At 50.5% G+C, this 17,217-nt stretch carries 15 protein-coding genes; 13 read left to right on the top strand and 2 right to left on the bottom strand.

Translation table 11 applies throughout. The annotated features are described in order from the left end of the window. Positions 1 to 6 precede the first annotated feature (6 nt). From AC50Y3_RS20525 to AC50Y3_RS20505, 5 genes are all read left to right on the top strand, one after another. Positions 7 to 900, top strand: a complete 894-nt coding sequence (locus AC50Y3_RS20525) for a CehA/McbA family metallohydrolase (RefSeq protein ID WP_494820585.1) — start codon at positions 7 to 9, stop codon at positions 898 to 900. 79 nt (positions 901 to 979) lie between these two features. Beyond that, positions 980 to 1,990, top strand: a complete 1,011-nt coding sequence (locus AC50Y3_RS20520) for a LacI family DNA-binding transcriptional regulator (RefSeq protein WP_494820584.1) — start codon at positions 980 to 982, stop codon at positions 1,988 to 1,990. Positions 1,991 to 2,036: 46 nt separating this feature from the next. Next, positions 2,037 to 2,990 (top strand): carbohydrate kinase family protein, encoded by a 954-nt coding sequence (locus AC50Y3_RS20515; RefSeq protein WP_494820583.1) that lies wholly within the window; start codon positions 2,037 to 2,039, stop codon positions 2,988 to 2,990. A 32-nt stretch (positions 2,991 to 3,022) separates the two neighbouring features. Next, positions 3,023 to 4,486: a leucyl aminopeptidase family protein gene (locus tag AC50Y3_RS20510; protein WP_494820582.1), complete on the top strand. Its 1,464-nt coding sequence runs from the start codon at positions 3,023 to 3,025 to the stop codon at positions 4,484 to 4,486. 28 nt (positions 4,487 to 4,514) lie between these two features. Further along, a complete protein-coding gene (locus tag AC50Y3_RS20505) occupies positions 4,515 to 5,402 on the top strand; it encodes a metallophosphoesterase family protein (RefSeq protein ID WP_494820581.1) in 888 nt (295 codons plus the stop codon). 75 nt (positions 5,403 to 5,477) lie between these two features. Here the strand turns inward: AC50Y3_RS20505 and AC50Y3_RS20500 are convergent, their stop codons facing one another. Together AC50Y3_RS20500 and AC50Y3_RS20495 are read right to left on the bottom strand one after the other, a co-directional pair. Then, complete coding sequence (locus AC50Y3_RS20500; protein WP_494820580.1) at positions 5,478 to 7,505, bottom strand: ABC transporter ATP-binding protein; 2,028 nt, start codon at positions 7,503 to 7,505, stop codon at positions 5,478 to 5,480. Between the two features lie 59 nt (positions 7,506 to 7,564). Then, the gene (locus tag AC50Y3_RS20495; RefSeq protein WP_494820579.1) at positions 7,565 to 9,316 is read right to left on the bottom strand and encodes an ABC transporter ATP-binding protein; all 1,752 of its coding nucleotides are present in this window, start codon (positions 9,314 to 9,316) and stop codon (positions 7,565 to 7,567) included. Between AC50Y3_RS20495 and AC50Y3_RS20490 the strand changes: the two genes are divergently transcribed. The 8 genes from AC50Y3_RS20490 (at position 9,279) to AC50Y3_RS20455 (ending at position 17,167) form a co-directional block, all read left to right on the top strand. After that, positions 9,279 to 9,410: a hypothetical protein gene (locus AC50Y3_RS20490; RefSeq protein WP_494820578.1), complete on the top strand. Its 132-nt coding sequence runs from the start codon at positions 9,279 to 9,281 to the stop codon at positions 9,408 to 9,410. The genes AC50Y3_RS20495 and AC50Y3_RS20490 overlap by 38 nt on opposite strands. Before the next feature lie 395 nt (positions 9,411 to 9,805). Next, positions 9,806 to 11,194 (top strand): DUF4832 domain-containing protein, encoded by a 1,389-nt coding sequence (locus tag AC50Y3_RS20485; RefSeq protein WP_494820577.1) that lies wholly within the window; start codon positions 9,806 to 9,808, stop codon positions 11,192 to 11,194. After that, entirely contained in the window at positions 11,191 to 11,718 is a 528-nt protein-coding gene (locus tag AC50Y3_RS20480) for a hypothetical protein (RefSeq protein WP_494820576.1), read from the top strand. The genes AC50Y3_RS20485 and AC50Y3_RS20480 overlap by 4 nt, the downstream gene beginning before the upstream one ends. A 34-nt stretch (positions 11,719 to 11,752) precedes the next feature. Next, positions 11,753 to 12,265: a GNAT family N-acetyltransferase gene (locus AC50Y3_RS20475; protein WP_494820575.1), complete on the top strand. Its 513-nt coding sequence runs from the start codon at positions 11,753 to 11,755 to the stop codon at positions 12,263 to 12,265. A gap of 771 nt (positions 12,266 to 13,036) precedes the next feature. Further along, entirely contained in the window at positions 13,037 to 13,444 is a 408-nt protein-coding gene (locus tag AC50Y3_RS20470) for a hypothetical protein (RefSeq protein ID WP_494820574.1), read from the top strand. A gap of 208 nt (positions 13,445 to 13,652) precedes the next feature. Continuing rightward, entirely contained in the window at positions 13,653 to 15,587 is a 1,935-nt protein-coding gene (locus AC50Y3_RS20465; RefSeq protein ID WP_494820573.1) for a glycoside hydrolase 5 family protein, read from the top strand. 155 nt (positions 15,588 to 15,742) lie between these two features. Further along, the gene (locus tag AC50Y3_RS20460) at positions 15,743 to 16,093 is read left to right on the top strand and encodes a VOC family protein (RefSeq protein ID WP_494820572.1); all 351 of its coding nucleotides are present in this window, start codon (positions 15,743 to 15,745) and stop codon (positions 16,091 to 16,093) included. Positions 16,094 to 16,111: 18 nt separating this feature from the next. Continuing rightward, entirely contained in the window at positions 16,112 to 17,167 is a 1,056-nt protein-coding gene (locus AC50Y3_RS20455; RefSeq protein WP_494820571.1) for a DUF4037 domain-containing protein, read from the top strand. The last annotated feature ends 50 nt before the right edge of the window (positions 17,168 to 17,217 follow it).

Below are 17,217 nucleotides of genomic sequence, written 5' to 3'. Positions count from 1 at the left end.
TCGCAGATGAAGATCTTGAATAGCTACACGCAAACGGGCAAGTGGTGGAGAGGCAGCTTTCACAACCATACGACGAACAGCGATGGCTGGTTCCCGCTGGAAACGGTCTATAAGATGTATGGCGGCTATGATTTTCTGGGTATTTCCGATCATGATAAAATCACGAAACACGAAGGTGAACGCGGCATTCCCACTGTGTTTGATGCCATCGAAGTGAGCAGCAGGCAGACGCATATGCTGCTCGTTAATCCCCCGCTTAAGATGCTTGATCAATACAGCAACGAATTTACGATCGAGAATTATCAGCGGTTGTCCGATATGGCGGTCGATAACGGCGGGTTTGCCGTTCTTGTCCATCCGAACCGCTTTTTCTCCAATTACTGGACGCTGGAAGATATGATGAGGCTTGAACGTTATATTGGCATCGAAGTGTATAACGGTGACGGCAATCCGGAGTACGATATCGCCTTTGATAAATGGGATGCCTTATTGTCCAGCGGACGTAAGGTATGGGGCTTCGGTAACGATGATTCGCATGTATACGGGCAAGAGAAGCGAGCCTGGAATATGGTTCAGGCGGAAGAAAATACGAATGAAGCGATTACGCAAGCGATCAAGGACGGCAATTTCTACGTATCTACGGGCTATGGATTCGATGCTATTCGCACGGAAGGCCATACAATTGAGATCGATCTCCGTTCGAACGAGCTGCTGGATAAAATGTATAAGTATGTAACGTTTTTCGGTAAAGACGGCCGTGTGCTGCAGGAAACGACAGGCAGAATCAAACAGGCTAAGTACGAATGTAAAGGCGATGAAGGGTATGTACGTGTTGCGGCCTACTTGGAAGGCGGTTATGCAGCATTCTCCCAGCCTTTATTTGTCGAAACTAGTAAATAATGCTCAGAAGTGAAAAGGAGTTTGTTCGCGAGCGGCGAACTGTTTTCAAATTGAATCTATTTTAAAGAGGGTGAGTAATGTGCAGCCAAAAATAAAAGACGTGGCGCGCCTCGCGGGCGTTTCGGTAACGACCGTTTCCCGTGTGTTGAATGGCGAGAAGTATGTCAAAGACGATCTCAAGCACAAAGTGAATCAAGCAATCGAAGAATTGGGATATGCTCCTAGCCATATCGCCCGTAGTTTGGTGCGTAACAAAACGAACCTGATCGGTGTAATCGTACCTGATATTACCTCCAGCTTCTATGCGACGATTCTCAGCAGCATCGAAGAAGCCGCAAGCGCAAATGACTACAATTTGCTGGTGTGCAATATCAGCGAGGATATTGATAAGGAATATAAATACCTAAACGTCTTTCAAGAGATGCGTGTTGAAGGCATCATTATTATGCATGAGAAGATCAATGAGGAGATTCGCAATCTCATTCATAAGATGAAGATTCCGGTTATTTTCTCCAGCGTGAAACCGATGGATCAGCAATTCGTGTCCGTCATCGTCGATGATTACAAGGCTGCCTTCGATGCGACGAACTACCTAATCGAGCTTGGGCATGAAGAAATCGGATTTATCGGCGGCGATATGCGAGATATTACATCGGGGCAAAATCGGTACAGCGGTTATCGGAATGCACTGACGAGTAAAGGGATCCGTATCATTCACGAGCATATCCGTTTCGGAGATTACAAGGTAAAAAGCGGTTACGCGCAAATGAAAGAGCTGCTGCGAGTGAGTCAGCGGCCTACGGCGGTGTTTGCGGTTAGTGATGATATGGCCGTCGGAGCGATGAACTGTATCCGTGATCATAATCTACGGGTACCCGAGGATATTTCGGTCATCGGCTTTGATGGCAGCCAGCTAACCGAGCTTACGAGACCCACATTAACATCGATGGAACAGCCGATTCATGAAATGGGCAAAGAAACGATGCGTATTCTGCTTAATCAAGTGGAAACCGGTGAGGTACCAAGAGGTGATCTCGTACTGGAGCATCGATTGGTGGCGCGCGAGAGCTGTATAGCACGGAAGAAATAGTGGAGCAGAGGCAAGCATATCAGGACTAGACGGAGATGAAGCAACCTTGAAAAAATACGACGCCATTGTAATTGGGGACGCGAACATCGATTTGGTCGTTGCCGGCTGCAACGAGCTGCCTAAGCCCGGACAAGAGGTGCTTGTCCAGAATATGTCGATTCATGTAGGCGGCGGTGCTGCGTTGTTCAGCATGGCCTTGGCGAAGCTGGGCTTAAAGATTGCCTTTAACGGCATACTCGGTGAGGATGGTTTCGGACAATATGTACGAGATCATTTTTCTGACTATGGAATCGATACCAGCTATATCCGCAGAAGCAGCAGCAATACCGGCATTTCCATTGCCATCAATCCGGAGAAAGATCGTTCCTTCATTACTTACATGGGATCAAACGCGGAGCTGAGTATGGAGCTGCTTGATATTGAAAGCGTAGCCCTGGCAAGACATGTGCATTTGACCGGTTATCGAGGAAGAGAGAATCATGCGGAATATATGAAAGTGGTTCGAAACATTAAGGCGCAAGGGGTGACGACCTCAATCGATGTAGGCTGGGACGATACCGGCGAATGGTTCACGGGTATTTATGAGCTGATGCGTGAAGTGAATGTATTCTTCATGAACGAGGTTGAGGCTGAGCATTATACGGGCTGTTCGAGCATTAAGGACATCATTGCCAAGTTGTCCGCTTACAGCAACCACTTCGTAGTTAAGCTTGGTTCTGCCGGCGCGGTTGCCACCGTAAACGGGCAGGCTCAGTTCCGTTCGGGTTTCAAAGTCCCTGTTGTGGATACGACAGGCGCCGGTGATTCCTTTAACGCCGGCTACATCTACGGTTTTCTTAGCGGCCAGCAGCCGGAACAGTGTTTATTGTACGGCAACGCTTGTGGAGCCTTATCGGTGACGCAATCCGGCGGTAATACGGGGACACCGGATCAAATGGCCATGGAACGCTTTCTGTTCGAAAAGGCTAACTGTACAACGGACATCTGGGAGAGCGCATAATTCGACCAAGCGAACGGAGGTCATGAACAGCAATGAATTTCGAAATTAGCCGCGAAACCGGGATTCAGACGATGATTGTACCTGTTTTTACGAATAGTTTGGCGGATTTGCCTACTAGCTGGGAAGCGCTGCGAGCGGCTTCCCTATTGCCGTATATGGGCGGCAGACATGCGATAACATGGTTTTACGGCGCTAACAGCGGACAGGCTGATCTCATGTTAGTTGGTCTAGGTGAAGCGGACCAGTTTAAGATGTCTGTTCTACGTGAGGCGGCAGGGAATGCGGGACGTGCGTTGTATAAGGAGAAGCGGACATGTGCAGCAGTTTCCTTTGAAGCGCTTGATGGTGCCAATGCCGATACCTCCAACGCGGGCAGTCTGTCAGCTTATATGGAGGCATGGGTTGAAGGCTCCCTGCTAGGCACTTATGTATTCGATAAGTACAAATCGACGCGAGCTGAGCAGCATGCCGATATGAAGATCCATCTGTTAGGCGATAGATCGGAGGAAAGGACCGAAGCGATTCGTCTGGGCCAGCTAAGAGCGGAGAGTACGATGTGGGCGCGAGACTTGACGAACGAGCCTCCCAACTACCTTCGTCCCCGCAATCTGGCGGATCGAACGGTAGAGCGGTTTGCCGGCACCAAGGCAACGGTTTCGGTATATGAAGGCGAGGAGCTCATGCGGCGCGGGTTTGCCGGATTAGCAGCAGTGGGGAAAGGAAGCATCCATCCACCCGTTTTTCTGGAGCTTCGTTATTGCACGGACGAGACGAAGCCCCTTGTCGCATTAATCGGTAAAGGCATCACGTTTGATACCGGCGGTATCAGCCTCAAACGAGATAATGACATTAGCGACATGCGCATGGACATGGCAGGGGCTGCAGGCGTGCTGGGTGCCCTCGATATGATCGTGCGTGCCGAGCACCCGGCGAATCTGGTTGTGCTTGTTCCATCGGCGGAGAATAGTCCTTCCGATCGTTCGATGCTGCCCGGGGAAGTCATCCGATATGCGAATGGACTCACCGTTCAGGTTGGAAATACCGATTCAGAAGGCAGGCTGATTTTGGCGGATGCCTTGGTTTATGCCCATCAGCTTGGCGCTGAGCAGGTCATCGATATGGCGACGTTGACGTATTCGGTCGTTGGCGCGCTGGGTACTGCGGTCGCAGGCGCTTTTGGAGAGAATGAGCTTGTGCAAGCGTTGAAGGCTGCAGGCGAGCCTTATGACGAGAAGATCTGGCAGCTGCCGCTGATCGACGAATATGAAGGTTATTTGTCCAGCGACTATGCGGATACGTCTAATATTAGCAGCGGGAATGGCGGAGGGGCTATAATGGCGGCGTTATTCTTGCGGAAGTTTGTGCATCCCACGATTACTTGGGCCCATATCGATATGAACGGACCGAAGGACTGCGCTTCAGCTAAAGGCCAGCTCGCCGTTGGCGCGACAGGCTGGGGAGCTCGTCTATTAGCAGCTTACGTAATGAGTTTATAGCTTTTATAGCCCAGAGAGGAGATCTCCCATGGAACAAAATCGACTTCGCTTCCGATCGAACGGCAGCTTTTCCATTCTGCAATTTACCGATATGCACATCCAAGATGGGGGCGAGAAGGACGCACGAACGCTCGCGCTTGTCGATCAAATGATCGCGGATGAGCAGCCGGATTTAATCGTCATTACCGGCGATGTCATCGCGAGCTACGATATTGAAGATCAAGAGGGAGCGTTCCAACGCGCTATTGCCGGAATTGTGAAGTCCGGCATTCCGTTTGCCGTCATTTACGGCAATCATGATTCGGAGAAAGGCATTACGCGTCAGCGGTTGAACCAGATTCTGCAGGAGTACGAACATAACCTGTCCATCGATGGACCAGAGGACATTCACGGTATTGGCAATTACGTGCTTACCGTCGGGGGTTCTGCCAGCGATGGGGATGCGGCTGCTTTGTATTTCTTTGACTCTGGAGACTACGCACCGGAAACCATTGGCGGGTACGCATGGATTCAGCCGGATCAAGTGGAGTGGTACCGCAATGAATCGATGGCGCTGAGAGAGAAGAATGACAATCAAATACTGCCTGCACTCGCATTCTTCCATATTCCGATCCCGGAATACGAGCAAGTTTGTCAGCTTGGCACAATAGAAGGGATCAAAGGCGAGGCGGTCTGCTGTCCGAAATTGAATAGCGGTTTATTCACGGCTATGCTTGAGATGGGCGATGTGATGGGGACCTTCGCCGGACATGATCATGATAACGATTATGTCGGTCAATTATTCGGCATCCAATTATGTTACGGACGCGTCACGGGATACAACACCTACGGCAAGCTTGAGCGAGGCGCGCGCGTGATTACATTAATAGAAGGTTCGCACGAGTTTGAAACTTCCATACGACTGAACAAACAATAGCTGTACGATATGAAAAGGGAGAATCCGAGGAGGCAATTGCCTCCTCGGATTCTCCCTTTCTTATCTTTCACCTTGTTAGGCAACGATCTCGCTGACGGCTGCGCCTTGCTGCAGCTGGTACATGGCGTAATATTTGCCGCCATGCTCCATAAGCTCGTCGTGATTGCCGCGTTCCACGATGCGTCCGCGATCCAGCACGAGGATCTGATCTGCTGCGCGGATCGTCGACAGACGGTGAGCGATGACGAAGGTTGTACGTCCCCGCTTGAGCACGTCGAGCGCTTGTTGAATGATCGCTTCTGTCTCCGTGTCGATGCTCGCCGTCGCTTCATCGAGAATAAGGATCGCCGGATCGAAGGCCAGCGCTCGCGCGAAGGAGATGAGCTGGCGCTGACCTGCTGAGAGCGTGCTGCCTTTCTCGATCACAGGCTCATCGAGACCGCCCGGCAGCTGCATGAACATGTCATACGCGCCAACATCGCGAAGCGATTGTTCCACTCGCTCACGCGTAATCGTCGGATCGTCCAGACTGACGTTCGAAGCGATTGTACCCGTGAAGAGGAAGGGCTCCTGCAATACGATGCCCATATGCTGACGAAGCTGCTGCTTCGCCATTTCGCGCACATCGGACCCGTCCACCGTGATGGTGCCGCGGTCGATATCGTAGAAGCGGAAGAGCAGATTCAGAATCGAACTCTTGCCCGAACCCGTATGGCCGACAAGCGCGACCGTTTCACCTTGCTTGGCGGTGAAGTTGATGTTCTTCAGCACGTCTTCGCCTTCTTTGTATCCGAACGAAACGTTATTGAAGGCGACATGACCTTTATAGCGGTCCAAACGCTGCTCCGATACGGGAATGCCGGGCTCATCAAGGAGTGCGAATACTCGCTCGGCCGATACACGCGCAACCTCCAGGTTGGATAGCTGATTGACCATACCTACAATCGGGGACATCATCCGGTTCATATAATCGATGAACGCGTAGAGGACGCCGACCGATACGGCCGCACCGAACCAGCCGCCTGCAAACATCCACACCACGGAGATGAAAATGATATTACGGAAGATCGTAAGCAGGTTATGGCTCGTAAACGAGTTTAGATAGAGCAGCTTGTTCTGGTATTTGAAATATTCGTCGTTCATTTCATGGAACTCCGCCATCGTTTGTTTCTCCCGGCGGAACACTTGAATAATCGGCATGCCTTGAATGGACTCATTGATCATGCCGTTAATATCGCTCAGACGCGAGCGAATGACATGATTGTAGCTGGATGCGAATTTGCGGTAAATGACAATCCACACATAGAGGATCGGCAGAAGAGGCAGTGCAATTAAGGCAAGCTTCGCATCGAGCACGAACAACGCGCCTATGATCGCGGTCATATAGATAATGCCGGAGAAGAAGTTCGCCAGTACCGATACGTATAGCTCACGAATCGCTTCCGTGTCATTCGTTACCCGGGCGACGACCTTCCCAGCCGGAAGATTGTCAAAATACTGAACCGGCAGCTCCTGGATATGCCGGAACACGTCGTTGCGCATCTTGCGCACAATCCGGTTGGCGGATACTTGGAGCAGATATTTCTGCCCGTATGCCAGCAGTGCTCCGACAAGTAACAGGCCGACATAACCGGAAGCGAGCGTAATCATACTCTTGATTTCCGGTTTGTAGAAGGCATAGGTTTCACTTCTGCTCATCTGCACAGAAGGGTATTGCTGCGTGCTGCCGTCCTTCGCCGTGACGGTCAGCTGACCGTCCTTAAACGCGTGCGTTCCGGTGCTCGGAACACCCGGTGCATCCACAAAATAATATGTAAGCCCGGTTTGCAGCACATGCACCTCGCGGCCTTTCACTTCGCCTTCCGCCCAGTGGTCAGCTCGTTTGTACCAGCTGTCCTTATAAGGGACGGCGTAACGCCCGTCTTGCTTGCTTTCATACCACGGCTTCTCGATCCCCATAATGTTCGTATCGATCATTCGTTTGGCCAGAAACGGTCCTATAAGCTCGACGGAGATGGCCAAAGCCAGCAACAGAAGCGCTAGCAGGATGGGCCTTTTATAATGCCAAGCATATTGAAATAATCGTTTTCCGTTGTTACCCATTTTAGTTGTCACCTTCATTTCATTTATCCTCGTATGCGTGCAATGGAGCCGGCAATTGTTTATTCTTCCACCAGGGAAGCGAGCTGCTGCCGATCATACTGTTCTTTATACCAGCCATTGTTCTGAATCAGCTGATCATGCGTGCCTTCTTCCGTAATGCGGCCCTCATCCAGCACAAGAATCCAATCCGCGTGCTGCACGGCCGACAGGCGGTGCGTCGTTATTAGCGTCGTTTTGCCTGCTCGTTCTCTTCGAATGCCCTCTAGGATTTCCGTCTCTGTCTTGGCATCGACAGCCGATAGAGCATCGTCCAGCATTAGAATCTCGGGATTGGCAATGACGGCTCTGGCAATGCTGACGCGCTGCTTCTGTCCGCCCGAGAGCGCTACGCCTTTCTCGCCGACCAATGTTTCGAGGCCATCCGGCAGGAACGTGACGTCTTTGCGGAATGCAGCTAACTCCAGCGCTTTGCCAAGCAGCTCGTCGTCCATGGTGACGCCCGAGGTGCCATAAGCGATGTTCTCGCGAATCGTCTTACTGAACAGAATCGGTTGCTGCGGCACATAACCGATCCAGCTGCGGATTTGATCGAGCTCAATTTCCGTAATGGAGACATCGCCGGCCTTCAAGCTGCCTTGGCCCATCGGATATTCGCGAAGCAATTGCTTGAGCAGCGTCGTCTTGCCGCTTCCCGTTCTCCCTACGATTCCGAGCGTCTCGCCTCTGCGCAGCTTAAACGAGATATCGACCAGATTGTCGATCGTCGAGGAAGGATAACGGAAGGTCAATTGCTCGTATTCGATGGATTCCGGAACCGCCATGGCTACCGGCGACTGCGCATCCTTCACATTTGGTTTCATGCCAAGTGTCTCATTGATACGGTCAAGCGAGGCATTACCGCGCTGCATAATATTAATCAGTTCCCCAATGGCAAACATCGGCCAGATGAGCATACCGAGGAACATGTTGAACGATACCATTTCCCCGAGCGAAATTTCGCCGCGGAAGACGAGCACGCCGCCATAGCAAAGACCGATTAAGTAACTGATTCCGACTAGAATTTTGAGTGCCGGCTCGAACAAAGCATCGATTCGCGCAACCGCAATGTTCTTGCTGAATACTTCATCCGTCATGTCGCTAAACCGTTTCCGGTCTGCTTCTTCTTGGACGAAAGCGCGAATGACCCTAACGCCTGAAACGGATTCAAGCACCTGATCATTCAAGTTACCGAAGGCATCTTGCTGCACCGTGAAACGCTCATGGATTTTTTTGCCGAAATGCTGCATCACCAGTGCCAGAAGCGGCAGCGGCAGCATCGCCGCAAGCGTCAGCTTCCAGCTAATCATCACGGCCATAACGAAGAGAATCGTCGTCATGAATACGGTGGAATCGATCAGCGTCAGAATACCAAAACCTGCCGTAGTCGATACGGCGCCGAGATCGTTCGTAGCCCGGGCCATCAAGTCCCCGGTACGGTTGCGCTCGTAGAATGTAGGCGTCATCTTCAGGAGATGCCCCATCAGCTTGGAACGGAGCGTGCGTTCAAGCATGAAGGAAGACCCGAACAGCAGGGACCACCAGACACAAGTAATGAGATAGATGGCGACCGTAAGGCCGGCCCAGAACAGCAGCAGTTCGGTTAATTTGCCTGTCGTCATCGTGCCTTGCCCGATGCTGTCGACGGCATAACCAATTAACTTCGGAGGCGTAACCTCCATAATGCCAACGATTGTCAGCAGAACGCCGGCAACCGTGTAGCGTTTCCAATGCATTTTGAAAAACCAGCTTAGCTTCTTAAGTACAGAAAACACGTCGATCAACAACCTTTCTAAACTTCTGAGGAACAAAAAAAGGCATACCGCCGTAAGCGATACGCCTGAACCCGTTTGTGCAGAGACAGTTTGAGAACTGCCGCCGCCTGACCCGAGTGCAAATAAAAAGGCGCACGATTACGTCACCGTAACCATGCACCTTCTAACGTCATTCAGCGAGAATCTGCCATTCTCCGCTTCTTAACGTCGGTTTGCGCGAGGGTTACGTCCAATTCGATTGTATGTTCCGCCTGCAGGCAGAAATGATGCAGCCATATGTCGGTTCAACATATTCGTAACCCTCCTTTCCGTTCTTCAAAGTATATGTGTGTACTTTATCATCGCCCCCTCTGAACTGTCAACGGGGTATTTTGAATCGCATACGCTTATTATTTTCTTGTGAAGAACCAGTAACACACGGAATTTACATATTATGTTATTCTAGTAGCAATGCGTCTATTAAAGTTAAAGGTAGGTGTTCGCATGGCCATGGGAAGTCGGATCGCATTGTATCCGAAGGTGATTCGTGACGTGCTCGTCAATCCGGGCATCGGATTTTCGACGTTTCAACGGTTTAACGGGGATCAGCTGAATCCGGGAACAAGGCATTGGACAGAAGGACATCCGATCGAATATCAGAACAATAGCGGAAGCTTGGACAATAGCGAGTATCCCAGGACATCGCTCGCCTATTATCGCGTGTACTGGAAGTATCTTGAGCCCGAAGAGGGTGAATATCGCTGGGATCTGATCGACACTGCGCTGACTGTAGCACGCGAGCGCAAACAAACCCTACAGCTGCGCATTGCGCCATATGGAGTAGGAGAAGCGGAGGATGTACCGGCTTGGTTTCGTGCCCTAGTAGGCAACAGCAACAGGCCGCTGCCGGATGCCAAATGGCAGGTGGACCCGGAGAATCCGCTGTACGTGAAGCATTTTGGCGGCTTTATTCGGCTTATGGGGGAGCGGTATAACGGACATCCGGATTTGGAGACGGTGGATATGTCTATCCTCAGTGCGTGGGGGGAAGGCGAATCCTCTCACCTGTTGTCCGCACATACGAGAGCGGCTCTAGTAGACTCCTATACCGATACGTTCATAGATACGCCTTTAGTCATGCTGCTAACAGATCCCTTTACCAATGCATATGGTCTGACGAAGGCGAATGTGGGCTATCGGATGGATTGTCTTGGCGATATGACTGAAGGCGCGGCTCATATGCTGGACTGTTACCCGCAGCAGATCATCCAATGCGGCATGCAGAATGCTTGGACGAAAGGCCATGTCTCCTTTGAATCGTGCGGGGTGATGTATTCTTGGTTCCACCGCGGAGTAGATATCGACTACGTGATTGATCAATCGCTGAAATGGCATATGTCCTCCTTTAATCCCAAATCATCGCCGGTCCCACGAGAATGGGAGAGTCCAGTGAATCGCTGGCTGCGATCAATGGGTTACCGCTTCGCGCTGCGTAAGTGGACTTATCCGGATGTCGTGAAGCCCGGCGGCAAGCTGGATTTTACCTCCTGGTGGGAAAATCTTGGCGTTGCGCCGATTTATCGCAGGTTTCCTTTGGCGGTGCGACTGGTAAACGAACGTTGCTGCAAGGTGTATCTGACAGACGCCGATATTCGGGCATGGCTTCCGGGTGACATCACCTATGAGCGGTCGCTCGACATTCCGCCGGATATGCCCCTCGGTCATTATCGACTGGAAGTTGCACTTGTCGACAGACTTACCGGTGAACCGGCAATCCGCCTTGCATCTGAAGGAAGACAGCCGGACGGCTGGTACGCGGCGGGAACCGTCCACGTTCAGACCGAGCTCGATCCGCCGTCTTCGCCGCTTGGCGAGATTGTGGTGTCACCGTGGCAATGAGTTTATTTCATTATTACGATAAGAGCTTGGGGCCTTTTCGCAACTTATCCAGTCTGCCGATCGAACAAGCGGAAGAGGTACAGGGGCAGCTTGTACGTGAAGGCAGAGGTTTTGCAAGCCGGCGTTCAGCGGATTACTTGGCCATTCGCAGAGAGCTGGAAAGCGCGGCTAGGGCGATGTTCATCTCCAAAGGCGGTAAGCCCCAGCAGCCTTACCCGCACTATATGACACTCGGAGCATGCAGCTGGATAAAGGATTGGTTTGAAGAAGGCTGTTCGCTGGAGATCCCCTTAGATGAGTTTCAGGCGGATTCCATCAGCTTCACATATGGGGACTTGTTTCCGACTATGAGGTATAACGATGACAAGACGTATAGAAGGCAAGTCTATACGATGCATGATATAGCGACTATCATTGACCAATATGGATTCCCGCAGCAGTGGAATGCAGATGGTACACATGGACCTGAACGATATATTGAAGTTCAAATCTGGGATGAGCATGTCATTCAGAGATACAAATGATAGGCAAACGAGAGTGATCGAGGTGTATATATGGATGGATTTTTCACCGATTGCGACAGATAGATTGGTTCTGAGAGAGTTGACACTGGATGATGCCGCAGAAGTGTTCAAGCATTTCTCAGACCCTGAAGTAACTGCTTTTATGGATATCGATCCGTGTCAGTCTATCCGGGAAGCTGAGGAGATTATCCGGTTCCATATCGAGGACAGCGGTTGTAGATACGGATTGTTTAGCAAAGAGACCGGATCGATGATCGGCACCTGTGGATACCATTGCTGGGCGAACGATGAAGGAGATGGATCCCGAGCGGAGATTGGTTTTGATTTAGCTCGAGCTTACTGGGGGCAAGGGTACATGAAGGAAGTGCTCCGACCGATGCTCCAATTGGGATTCGATGTGATGAAGCTTGCTTACATTGAGGCCACTGTTGAAGAGGCGAATGTAAGATGCCAAAAGCTGCTGGAGGCCTTGCAGTTTGTGAGAGAAGAGGAAATGCGGGATCGGCTTATTTACTATAAGCTCATGAAGTCTTTAAATATCCAATAAAGACAGGAGGCTTTGTTTGGAACAAACGGAATAGATCTGCGTAAACAACATTATCATTCAAAGGGGATCGCCGAGGTAGGATAACGTAGTAGCAGCTAATATGTTCTAACGAACCGTGTAGGCTTTATTTACGCGAAACCAACGGCAAATTGGATCTAACGAATCGTGAGGGCGTTATTGCGTGGAAATGGGGCGACAAGAGGCTGCTTTACATGGAATAGCGACTGTAGGGTTCGTTAGAATTTTAAATCCGTTCATTTTGCTGAAATAAGGCCCCTACGGTTCGTTAGAGAGAATCCTACGCGCAATCGCACCGGGAAGAGCTCCCACGATTGGCTACCATGCTCAAGGATATGAAGCAGATGGATGATCGATTTGTGAGATGAAAGAGCGATATTTGCAATTCGTGCAAACGATACAAGTAGCGAGCAGCAAGCACGATGCGATATTGATTCGATCGTTAATGGCGACGACTAAGCTCGAAGTGAATCGCATATCTTCGTCGAATCGTCAGGCAGATGCCTTGCTCGCGAGCAAGGATGAGGAGCGCCGGGTTGCCAGCGGTTGCCACGATGTAGAAGAGCCTTTCTGTAAGGGAGGGCTCTTTTTTTATTTGCTCGTTTCACAGTTGAGCGTATGTTTGTGTTGCTGTTAAAGGAACAGGTTGTTTTTGATGTGAGAGTCAAGTTTGATTTTAATAGAATGGACTTTACAACTCTCTTAAACGATGATACGATCTGTATCGTAAACAACTCGAGGAGGGTACAAAACATGAAAAAGAGCATCTACTTGATTCTTCTTACCGTGTTGAGTCTTGCAGCATACGGTGGGACAGCAGCTGCGGCACCAAAGGGACAAGCAAACTCGGGTTTACCAGGATTGATCGCGCAAAACAGCAGTAGTGTGCAGAACTGCACCAAATCGCAACTTTGTTATTTCTCAGGCAACGACAAAGATTTGCCGATTTCGAACGCCGGTGCTATCAAATTTGAATCTTCCGGCACAAGCAATGGCATTACAGTGGATTTCAATAGTCGCAAATGGACAGGCTCCTTTAAAGGATACGTCTTCGTTAAAGCAGGCAATGGCGGCTATCTGTACTGGGCTTGTGGATGCGGTGAATTAATCTCCCCGGATAACAAAGATATCAGTCATGTTACCTTCTTCCCTAGTTCGTAGAGGTTGATGCTCATTATCATTGATTTCACTGTAAGCGCTCACAACGAGCGGAGAAAGGCAGTTTGTCAGATCGTTCTCCAAAAACCACTTCTCATCGAAGTGGTTTTTGTTTGTGTGGGCACGAATGGTCCATTTATCGTTGTTTCGTCCATTAAATTAAGCCTTTGAAAGCGTTATGGTAGTAGAAAACCCGAAATGGAGCTACATAATGAGCGCGAATCGCCTATTGAATCAATTAGAAAGTCCTTTCTTTATTGGATGCAATTATTGGGCTTCACATGCGGGAACTGCCATGTGGTCGGACTGGAGACCGGATGTCGTCGAAGCGGATTTGAAGAAGCTTGCAAGCGAAGGCATAGAAGTGCTGCGCGTATTTCCGCTTTGGCCCGACTTTCAACCTATTGAGCGCACGTATCGTGAGTTTGGCAATCATTCGTCTTACCGTTTCGGCGAAGAACATTTCCCCGATACAGATGCAGGCCAAGCCGGCGTATCCGAAGTGATGATGCAGCGTTTTGAGGCATTCACAGCGCTCTCGGGTAAATACGGCATCAAGCTGATCGTTGGATTAATTACGGGATGGATGAGCGGGAGGCTATTCGTTCCGCCCGCGCTTCTGGGCAAGTCGATTATAACCGATGCGGATTCCATTCGTTGGCAGGTCAAATTCGTATCCTATTTTGTCTCGCGAATGAAGTCGGATGATGCCATTATTGCTTGGGACCTTGGCAATGAGTGCAATAGTATGGGAAAAGTCGAAAGCCGGGAGCAGGCTTATGTGTGGACAGCTTCATTGTCAGGTGCGATTAAACGCTCGGATACCAGCCGTCCGCTAATCTCCGGCATGCATTGTCTATTTCCAAATGGGAACTGGACGATGCAGGATCAAGGGGAGCTGACCGATATTTTGACAACTCACCCGTATCCTTACTGGACGCCTTATATGGATTATGAACCGATGGATACGATGCGAGCGACTCTGCATGCCACGGCTGAAAGCTTATTTTATGAGGGAATTGGGGGTAAGCCTTGTTTTGCTGAAGAGATGGGCACGATGGGGCCAATGGTTTGCTCGGATGAAGTTGCAGTCGCGTTCGCCCGTACGAGCATGTTAGCCCAATGGGCTCACGGTTTGCATGGCTTGCAATGGTGGTGCGCTAATGACCAGACGAAGTTGAAGCATGCACCTTACGATGAAGTAGCCTGCGAGGGCGAACTCGGTCTGTTGACTGAGGATGGCCGAGTAAAACCAGTCCTGACGGAAATGGCGAAGTTAAAGCAGGAAATCGCGGCCTATCCGATGAAAGAGCTGCCTCCAAGGCGAATCGAAGCGGTATGTATCTTGAATTCGGATCAAGACCATTGGGCGGTAGCTTGTGGAAGCTTCATGCTGTCAAAGCAAGCCGGGTTTGATTTGACCTTCCGGTTCGAGGATCAGCCTTTGCCTGACGCAGAGCTATATTTGCTTCCTTCCGTAACAGGCGTTCGGGGAATGCCAAAGCGCAGATGGGAGCAGCTGCTGCAGCGCGTTCAGGAGGGGGCGAGCCTGTATGTGTCAGTCGATGACGGCTACATGCTTCAGTTTTCGGAGTTGACCGGACTTTCTGTAGTGAACCGGCAGCGGCGTGCGGAGGTGGCACAAGTGATCCTGGGTTCGAATGATGATCGGATCTCGGTTCCTTCCTCGTTTCGTTGGACATTCAGCAGCGTTCGGGCGGAAGTTTTGGCGACGGAAGAGGACGGCAATCCGGTACTGACGCGAGCTGCATATGGCAAAGGAACGGTTTACTTTATGTCTCTTCCTATTGAGCTGGCCATGACGCAAGGGAAAGCAACATGCGGCAAGCCGGACGAGAATCCCTATTGGATAGTTTACCGTACGATATCCCGGGAAGCAGTGGAGGGCCGGGCTCTATGCAAGGAAGACCCGCTAGTCGGATTAACGGAGCATCCCGTTACGGATGGCAAGCGCATCGCGGTCCTCATTAACCACACACCTGAGGTAAAGTCAATTTGCGTACAACTTGCGGAAGGGTGGCAGCTCGAAGAATGCTGGCGCGGCGATTCAGAGGATGCTGGAGATCATATGATCGTAAAGCTTGCTGCCAATGATGGAGCGATCATTCTGCTGAGACCTCGCTAATCCTATCAGACATGCTGAATAAGGTTCATGATTGAAGATTAGGCCCTTAAATGAAGAGGGTCTTTTTTTATTCGATTTCCACTCTTCACAAGCGAACATGTGTTTGCTATTATAGATAGGTGGAACTAATTCCCAATAGAAGCGAGGGATCTTTGATGGGTAGAGTAATTGGATTCGAGCTAAGCAGCCAAGAGCCGGAGAAAGCAGCAGCATTTTATGAGAAGGTGTTTGGATGGCAGATTGCGGAACCGCAATGGGATTATTGGAACGTGACAACCGGCGGTTCCGAGAAGCCGGGAATTGACGGCGGTATTGGCAGAGGTCCGGCGGATCATCCGCACGGGACACGGATTCAAATTGAAGTAGCTGCAATTGACGAGGCCATTACGAATGCTAGAGACAACGGAGCGGTCATTGTTCGTGATAAAATGGAATTCGACGATTTCTATCTTGCCTATTTGGTTGACCCTGTCGGTCTGGGAATCGGGCTTATTCAGAAAAAGTAATGAAATGGTGGTTTACGGATGCAAGGAATTGAATTATGTCGACGTTTCTATGAGGAAATCGTCCAACCGCAGCTAGCTGCATTCCCATCGATTGCCTACTCGGCAGCCCTCATCGGGCCAGGCAGCGAAGTGCTAGGTTTCGATACGGAAATGTCGCAGGACCATGATTGGGGTCCGCGAACGCTCATTTTTCTTCACAATTCAGATGAGGAATTAGCGGATCGTCTCCGTGCCTACATGAGCGATAAATTGCCGGAAACGTTCTATGGTTTCCCGGTTGAAGCGGACAAGACTGTAATTACGACATTGCAGCAGTACACGTGGCATTGTCTTGCTTACGACTTTAGCAAACCGATGGACTCGATTGATTGGCTGACGTTCTCTTCGCAAACGCTGCTTGAGTTGACGAAGGGCGACGTGTTCCATGATGATCATGGACGGTTGGCTGAGCTGCGCGGGCAATTGCAGTTCTACCCTGACGAGGTGTGGTACTATCTGCTGGCTTCCGTGTGGCAGCGTATCGGTCAAGAGGAGCATTTGATGCTTCGAGCCGGCTATGCCGGAGATGAGCTCGGTTCGGCCGTTATTGCAACCCGGCTAATTCGCGATGTTATGAACTTGTGTTTCCTCATGGAGCGTCAGTATGCACCGTACCCCAAATGGTTCGGTACAGCTTTTGGAAAGCTGCGCTGCGCGGAAACGCTGACGCCGCTTCTATGGAAGGTTCAAACGGCGACAGTGTGGAAAGAGCGGGAGCAAGGGCTGAACAGCATTTATAAACATCTGGCCCATATGCATAACGAACTTGGCATAACTGAACCGGTGTCGGATGAGGTGACAAGCTTCTTTACGCGTCCATTCCTAGTGATGAACGGCAGCGAAATTGGAGTACATTTAGCGAACCGCATTCAAGACGAGAATCTGCAATGGTTGGTTCGTAACCGATTAATCGGCAGCTTGGATGAAATTACGGACAATACGGATTTTCGGATGCTGAACACGTGGAAGGACGGAGCGGGAAATAGCGCGAGGTCGATTCTGAAACAGCTTTATAGGTTCAGGGACGAAAGATAGAGTGGCAGCCGCGGATATTCAAGGCTCGGAGAGCAAGAAGAGCCTGGCGA

It is taken from the genome of Paenibacillus sp. J22R98, assembly GCF_059383835.1.
This window is presented reverse-complemented; position numbering and strand designations above follow the sequence as displayed.

Excerpts from the sequence above, each read along its gene's own strand:
- AC50Y3_RS20525 (WP_494820585.1), top strand. The coding sequence starts at position 7 with ATGAAGATCTTGAATAGCTACACGCAAACGGGCAAGTGGTGGAGAGGC.
- AC50Y3_RS20510 (WP_494820582.1), top strand. The coding sequence starts at position 3,023 with ATGAATTTCGAAATTAGCCGCGAAACCGGGATTCAGACGATGATTGTA.
- AC50Y3_RS20505 (WP_494820581.1), top strand. The coding sequence starts at position 4,515 with ATGGAACAAAATCGACTTCGCTTCCGATCGAACGGCAGCTTTTCCATT.
- AC50Y3_RS20500 (WP_494820580.1), bottom strand. The coding sequence starts at position 7,505 with ATGGGTAACAACGGAAAACGATTATTTCAATATGCTTGGCATTATAAA.
- AC50Y3_RS20485 (WP_494820577.1), top strand. The coding sequence starts at position 9,806 with ATGGGAAGTCGGATCGCATTGTATCCGAAGGTGATTCGTGACGTGCTC.
- AC50Y3_RS20480 (WP_494820576.1), top strand. The coding sequence starts at position 11,191 with ATGAGTTTATTTCATTATTACGATAAGAGCTTGGGGCCTTTTCGCAAC.
- AC50Y3_RS20475 (WP_494820575.1), top strand. The coding sequence starts at position 11,753 with ATGGATTTTTCACCGATTGCGACAGATAGATTGGTTCTGAGAGAGTTG.
- AC50Y3_RS20470 (WP_494820574.1), top strand. The coding sequence starts at position 13,037 with ATGAAAAAGAGCATCTACTTGATTCTTCTTACCGTGTTGAGTCTTGCA.
- AC50Y3_RS20465 (WP_494820573.1), top strand. The coding sequence starts at position 13,653 with ATGAGCGCGAATCGCCTATTGAATCAATTAGAAAGTCCTTTCTTTATT.
- AC50Y3_RS20460 (WP_494820572.1), top strand. The coding sequence starts at position 15,743 with ATGGGTAGAGTAATTGGATTCGAGCTAAGCAGCCAAGAGCCGGAGAAA.
- AC50Y3_RS20455 (WP_494820571.1), top strand. The coding sequence starts at position 16,112 with ATGCAAGGAATTGAATTATGTCGACGTTTCTATGAGGAAATCGTCCAA.